Source organism: Halapricum sp. CBA1109 (assembly GCF_009741825.1).
Taxonomy (GTDB): domain Archaea; phylum Halobacteriota; class Halobacteria; order Halobacteriales; family Haloarculaceae; genus Halapricum.
Map to the genome: position 1 here is coordinate 1 of NZ_WPCA01000163.1, position 5,575 is coordinate 5,575.

At 66.8% G+C, this 5,575-nt stretch carries 5 protein-coding genes and 1 pseudogene; 4 read left to right on the forward strand and 2 right to left on the reverse strand.

What is annotated here, in order from left to right:
- Positions 1-85 precede the first annotated feature (85 nt).
- Together GJ629_RS14000 and GJ629_RS14005 are read right to left on the reverse strand one after the other, a co-directional pair.
- A pseudogene (locus GJ629_RS14000) lies at positions 86-1,143 on the reverse strand (Gfo/Idh/MocA family protein).
- A 47-nt stretch (positions 1,144-1,190) separates the two neighbouring features.
- Positions 1,191-2,246, reverse strand: coding sequence for a TrmB family transcriptional regulator (locus GJ629_RS14005; RefSeq protein WP_157513593.1), 1,056 nt, complete (start codon positions 2,244-2,246; stop codon positions 1,191-1,193).
- A gap of 143 nt (positions 2,247-2,389) precedes the next feature.
- Here GJ629_RS14005 and gfcR point away from each other — a divergent pair, with 143 nt between their 5' ends.
- The 4 genes from gfcR to GJ629_RS16415 all read left to right on the forward strand — a co-directional run bounded on the left by gfcR (position 2,390) and on the right by GJ629_RS16415 (position 5,488).
- Complete coding sequence (gfcR, locus tag GJ629_RS14010) at positions 2,390-3,013, forward strand: transcriptional regulator GfcR (protein WP_157513594.1); 624 nt, start codon at positions 2,390-2,392, stop codon at positions 3,011-3,013.
- Between the two features lie 84 nt (positions 3,014-3,097).
- On the forward strand, positions 3,098-3,391 hold the full coding sequence (locus GJ629_RS14015) for a hypothetical protein (protein WP_157513595.1): 294 nt from the start codon (positions 3,098-3,100) through the stop codon (positions 3,389-3,391).
- 40 nt (positions 3,392-3,431) lie between these two features.
- Positions 3,432-4,376, forward strand: coding sequence for a hypothetical protein (locus tag GJ629_RS16410; protein ID WP_197428627.1), 945 nt, complete (start codon positions 3,432-3,434; stop codon positions 4,374-4,376).
- Between the two features lie 35 nt (positions 4,377-4,411).
- Positions 4,412-5,488 (forward strand): glycoside hydrolase family 15 protein, encoded by a 1,077-nt coding sequence (locus GJ629_RS16415; protein ID WP_197428629.1) that lies wholly within the window; start codon positions 4,412-4,414, stop codon positions 5,486-5,488.
- Positions 5,489-5,575: the final 87 nt, after the last annotated feature.

Here is a 5,575-nt window from a genome sequence, read left to right on the forward strand (position 1 = left end):
GGCCTCGCCCTTTCAGTCCGCCAGGATTCGGCTGGTTAGCCGGCAGAAACAGGCTCTTTGTTCGGTACGTATCTGCACACTACCCTCAATCCAGCCTGACGGCCTCGCCGGACTCGCTGGAGCGGTAGATGGCGTCCATCAACCGCTGGACGGTCAGGGCCTGCTCGACGGTGTTCCGCGTGGGCGCTTCGCCCGTCTCGATGGCCTCGATGAACGCCGCCTGCTCGGCCGCGTAGCCGCCGCCGTCGGTCACCTCGACCTCCGTCGTCCGGTGGTGGGGCTCCCCGCCCGTCGCTGTCTCGTACAGCGTGAGGTCGCCGCCCAGATCAAGCAGCGCACCGGCGTCTGACCCGCGGAGCCTGATCCCCTTCTCGGGTTCCCGGTTGGACGCCCACGCCACGTCCACCGAGACGGTCGCGCCCTCGGCGGTCCGCAACTGCGCGACGACCGAGTCCTCGACCGAGAAGGGGCCCTCGCCGATGCCCCACCCGGCCACGTCGGCGTAGTCCTCGCGGTTACCGAACGTCTGTCTCGTCACGCCGCTGACCTCGACGACGTCCGGGAACTCCAGAAGGTACAGCGCGAGGTCGATGGCGTGGACGCCGAGGTCGATGAGCGCGCCGCCGCCGGCCAGTTCGGCGTCGGTGAACCACGTCCCGCGGCCCGGCACGCCGCGCCGCCTGACGTAGGTGGTGTCGACGTGCTGGATGTCGCCGAACAGCCCGTCCTCCCGATAGGAGTTCAGCACCTCGACGGGGCCTTTGAAGCGGTTGTGGAAGCCGACCATACAGACGCCAGGGGCGGACTCGGCCGCCGCGGCGATGCGTTCGGCGCTCTCTAAGGTGTGGCCCAGCGGTTTCTCGACGAGGACCGAGAGCCCGGCCTCCAGCGCCGGGACGGCGTACTCCTCGTGGAAGGCGTTGGGCGTCGTCACGAAGACGGCGTCGACCGCGTCGAACAGAGCCTCGTGGTCGGCGTAGGTGTCGACGCCGTACTTGTCGGCGAACGCGACCGGGCGTCGGCGTCGACGTCCATCCCGCCGGCCAGTCGCGCCGGCCCGTCGACCAGACAGTCCGCGTGGCTGTGCCCGATACCGCCGAGTCCGACGATGCCAACGTCGACCGGATCCGATGTCGTGCTCACACTCCACCTTGGACGGAGCCAGTCCAAGAATGTTCCGACGCGCCCGGTCAGGCGTCGACGACGATACGTTCTGCCTCGTAGTCTTCGATTACCGCGCCCCAGCCACCGATTTCGACGACCTCATCGCCGGTGTCGAAAAACAGCGTCGCCTCGCCGCCGCGGTAAAACGTTGTCTCCTCGTCGTCGACCTCGGCCAGTTCCGGGTAGCTGTAATCGACGATGGACCCCGACAGCGTGATGGGGTCGTCCGTCTCGACGTCGTAACCGTGGATCCGGGCCGGAATCGTCCCGCCGTCGTCGACTGTCTCGTGCAGTTCCACGATGCACTTGCGGATGTCGACGTACACGCGGTCCCTGCTGTCGGCCTCGTACAGCACCGTCGTCACGTCCCAGATGCCGGCCATGAAGTAGTGGTTGAACACGAACGCGTGGGTGTTGTCCTCGACGATGACGCCGTACATATTCCGGGAGCGCTCGTGGGGGGCGAAACACGTCGCTTCACGGTCGACGAGGAGGACGAACGGGAACGGGAGTTCCCGGTAGTGGACCTCAGTAGCGACGGCTTGTAGTTCCGACTCGGTCGGTATCTCGGCATCGTCCGGTATCGACAGCGCAAGTCGGACGTGGACGTCCCGGTCGATAGCGTCCGCCAGTGCCGGCCGCAGGCGCTCGTACTCCTCGAGTCGGGCCGCGATCTGGATCTGGTTCTCGGCCGCCCCGATGTACTGTTCGGCTTGTTCGAGAATCGTCTCCAGCCGCGTGACGAAACTCACCGTGTTCGTCTCCATCGACGGGGCCTCCCAGCGGTCTTCGATGGCCTCGGCGGCCGCTTCCAGTCGGTCGGCCTTCCCGCGGAGGTCCTCGAGTACCGCGTCCAGGTCGTGGGCGCGGGCGTGGAGTGAGTCCTGTTCGTAGGTCTCGACGTACCCGGCCTTCTCCAAGTCGCGGAGAACGTCGTAGATGCGAGGGTCGGGCACGTCGCTCCGGTCGGCGATGTCGGTCGCCGAGGACGGGCCGAGCGACAAAAGCGTCACGTACGCCTCGGCCTGATACGGCGAGAGGCCCGCGTCCTCAAGCACCTCGATCAGCTCTGCGGTGTCCATTGTTGTGTCACTGCGGGCTACGTATCCTAAAACCCGTGGCTTCGTGATCGGCGCGTGTTCTCGGCCGGGGCGCGGCCGGGTCCCGTCACCACCGCGCGACAGACCACAGGTGGTTTTTAGTTGTGGGGGGCGAAGCACCGGCAATGAAGTCGATCGACGAACTCATCGACAGCGCGGCGGAGTTGACCGAACGCGGCCTCTCGAAGGGCGAGATAGCCGACGAGTTGAACGTCTCTCGGGAGACGGCGAGTTGGCTCGTCGAGGAGAGCGGTCGCGACCCCTCGGAGACGACGCGTAGCCCGGAGCCGATGGACACCCACGTCGACTGGAGCGCCATCGGGAGCGACAGCGGCCGTCTCGACCACGTCGGCGCGATTATGGCGGACCTCCTCGTCGATCAGGGCGAGGACGTCGACGTCACGGTCGGTATCGGCAAGTCCGGAGCGCCGCTGGCGACGGCCGTCGGCCGCCACCTCGACACCGGTCTCAGCGTCTTCATGCCGAGTAAGTACCACTGGGACGACGACGGAGCGGACAACAGCGGCTCGTTCTCGCGGAACTTCTCCGGCATCGAGGGCAAGGAGTGTTTCGTCGTCGACGACAACATCGACACGGGCCAGACGATGACCGAGACGATACAGCGCATCCGGGCTCACGGCGGCACGCCGCGGGCAGCCGTCGTCCTGACGGACAAACTCGGCGAGGACCAGATCGACGGCGTCCCGGTATACTCACTCGTCGAGATCGTGCAGATGCACTCGGACTGACTGCGGCGAAACGGACGTTTATAACGTCTCGGTACATACGGCCGGGTGACAACGCCTCCTGACGGACTATCCACCACTGTTGTTATGATCCCTAGTATACTCAAGACGACCGTGTTGTCAGCGATACGGCGGGCACACGACGATATCCGTGTCGAAGCGTTCCTCCGTGCGCTCTCGATAGTCGGAATGGTGACGGGACTGGTATCGTTCGTCCTCGGAATAAACCCCTTCCTCGCGGCAGTCGTCCTCCCGGGAACGGGAATCCAGGGGCCGGCGGTACTGAAGATGGCCGTCCTCGGCATCCTCGTCTACTGCATCAGCCTCGCGTACTACAACGCGACCGGCGGCTTCCAGCGGACCGATTTGATGCGGCTGTGAGTATGCGAAACTTTTCGACGCTGCCGGACGAGCGTCCGGTATGACCGAACCGCCCATCGACTTTCAGGTCCCCAGTGACAAAGACGCCATCGCCAGCACCCCGGCCGGCGACGGCCAGCACATCCTCGTCTCGGCGAACTGCTACGCCGTGAACCCCCGCGTCGAGGGCGACGGCGCGCTCTTGGAGGAGACATCGGCCTTCCGGTCTGACGTAGAGTTGTTCTACGACCTCCACACGCTGATCTGGGACCCCGAGACGGGCGGGACGCTCGACGTTCGGGACGACGCCGTCGATTCGGACGTCGACTGGACCTCCGGCCGCGTCCCGGAGATACACCTCCACAACGAGTTCGAGTTCGCCGACGGGACGACGGCGACGCTGGACCAGTACGTCGTCGTCTCCGTCGACCGGTGCTCGATGACCGTCCGCAACGAAGTCGACTTCGAGCGACGCGGTGACCGCACGCTGTACACCCTGCTCAACCTCGGTATCAAAGGCCACGACCACGAGGACCCAAACGCCGTCCACGAGGCCCAAGTCCGGTGTACGCCAGACCACGACGTGATCCTCGCCGACGACGACACCCGGTTTCTGGCGATGGCCCAAGACCACGACGGCGACCGGTCGTTCGACGGCTACCGCGTCGGCACCACCGGCCAGCACGACGGCCGCGAGCGGTCGGCGTGGGCGGATATCTACCGCGAGAACGACGGCTGGATCGACCCCGCTATCGCCGGCTCCGGCGACCTGGACGCCGGCGTCGGTCTGTTCGTCCCCGACGCCGACACGTCGAGTGGACGACGGCAATCGGGTTCGCCAACGGCTCCCAACAGGCGGCTATCGACAACACGTTCGACGCACTGGACGCCGGCTACGAGGCCGACAGGGAAGCTTTCGCGGACGCGTGGGAGGCGTGGCACGAGACGGTCACGACGGACCCGACCGGCCGCCCGGCGGTCGACGACCGCTACGAGCGCTCGCTGACGAGTCTCCGTTCGGCCCGGGACGACTGCAAGGCGATGGTCGCCGGGGCGTTCAAGCCCCACAATATGACCTACAAGTTCGTCTGGCCGCGCGATCAGATCATCATCGTCCAGGCGCTTTTGGCCGCCGGCGCGGAGGCCGAGGCGCGGGACGCCTTGGCGTGGTTCGACCGCGTCCAGATAGCCGACGGCGTCGTCGACGACAGGGGTATCGACCGCGGCGGGACGTGGTGGCAGAACTACTACACCACCGACGAACCCCACTGGCGCGCCCTCCAACTGGATCAGGTCGGCGGCCCCATCTACGCCCACTGGCTGTTGTGGACCGAGACGGGCGAGGACGACGTGCTGGCGGCCCACTACGAGATGTCCCGCCGGGCGGCGGAGTTCCTCCTCGAGTGGGACAACGACTGGGGGTTCCCGGGGCCCCATCAGGACCCGTGGGAAGAGACGTGGGGGTACAGCACGGAGGGCGTCGCGGCCGGCATCGCCGGCCTGCGCTGTATGGCCGAGATGGCCGAGGCGCGGGGCGACACCGAGTTCGCCACCGAGTGCCGCGAGCGCGCGGCCACGTGGGCGAGCAACTTCGAGACGTACTGTTACAAGACGGACACGCCCTACGGCGACCACTACGTCACCGCCGACAGCCCCGAACACGGCGGGTCGCCGGCCCCGGACGAACGGCCCGACGCCGCCGCGTTCATGGCCTACTGGCCGTGGAACGTCGTCGACGCCGACGCCGAGACGATGCTGTCGACGCTCGAAGCGACGGCCGACCCGGCGTGGACGGCCGACGAGACGGCGTGTCTCGGGCGCTATCCCGGCGACGTCTACACGCCCTCGGGCACCGCCGAGGACGGTGGCTGGCCGCTGTGTGAGGCCTACGCCGACGTGGTCCGCTGGCAGTCCGGCGTCGACGACGGGGCCGTCGCCGACCACGTTCGCGAGGACGCCGGCGAGTGGACCACGAGCGCGAACCTCCTGCCCGAACGCGTCGACGGCGATGGGACCGTCAGTTGGAACTCGAACCTCCAGTGGAGCCAAGCGATGTACGTGCTGTTGGTCGAGAGTCTCGAACGCGGGGAACCGTACGGGATGGCTCCCGGGGCGTGATAGCCATAATGTTGCTTGTCGGTCATTTCGATATCGACCGCCCACGGAGGCGCACGCTGTTCGCCTCCCGAGCCCTGCGTCGTGTTA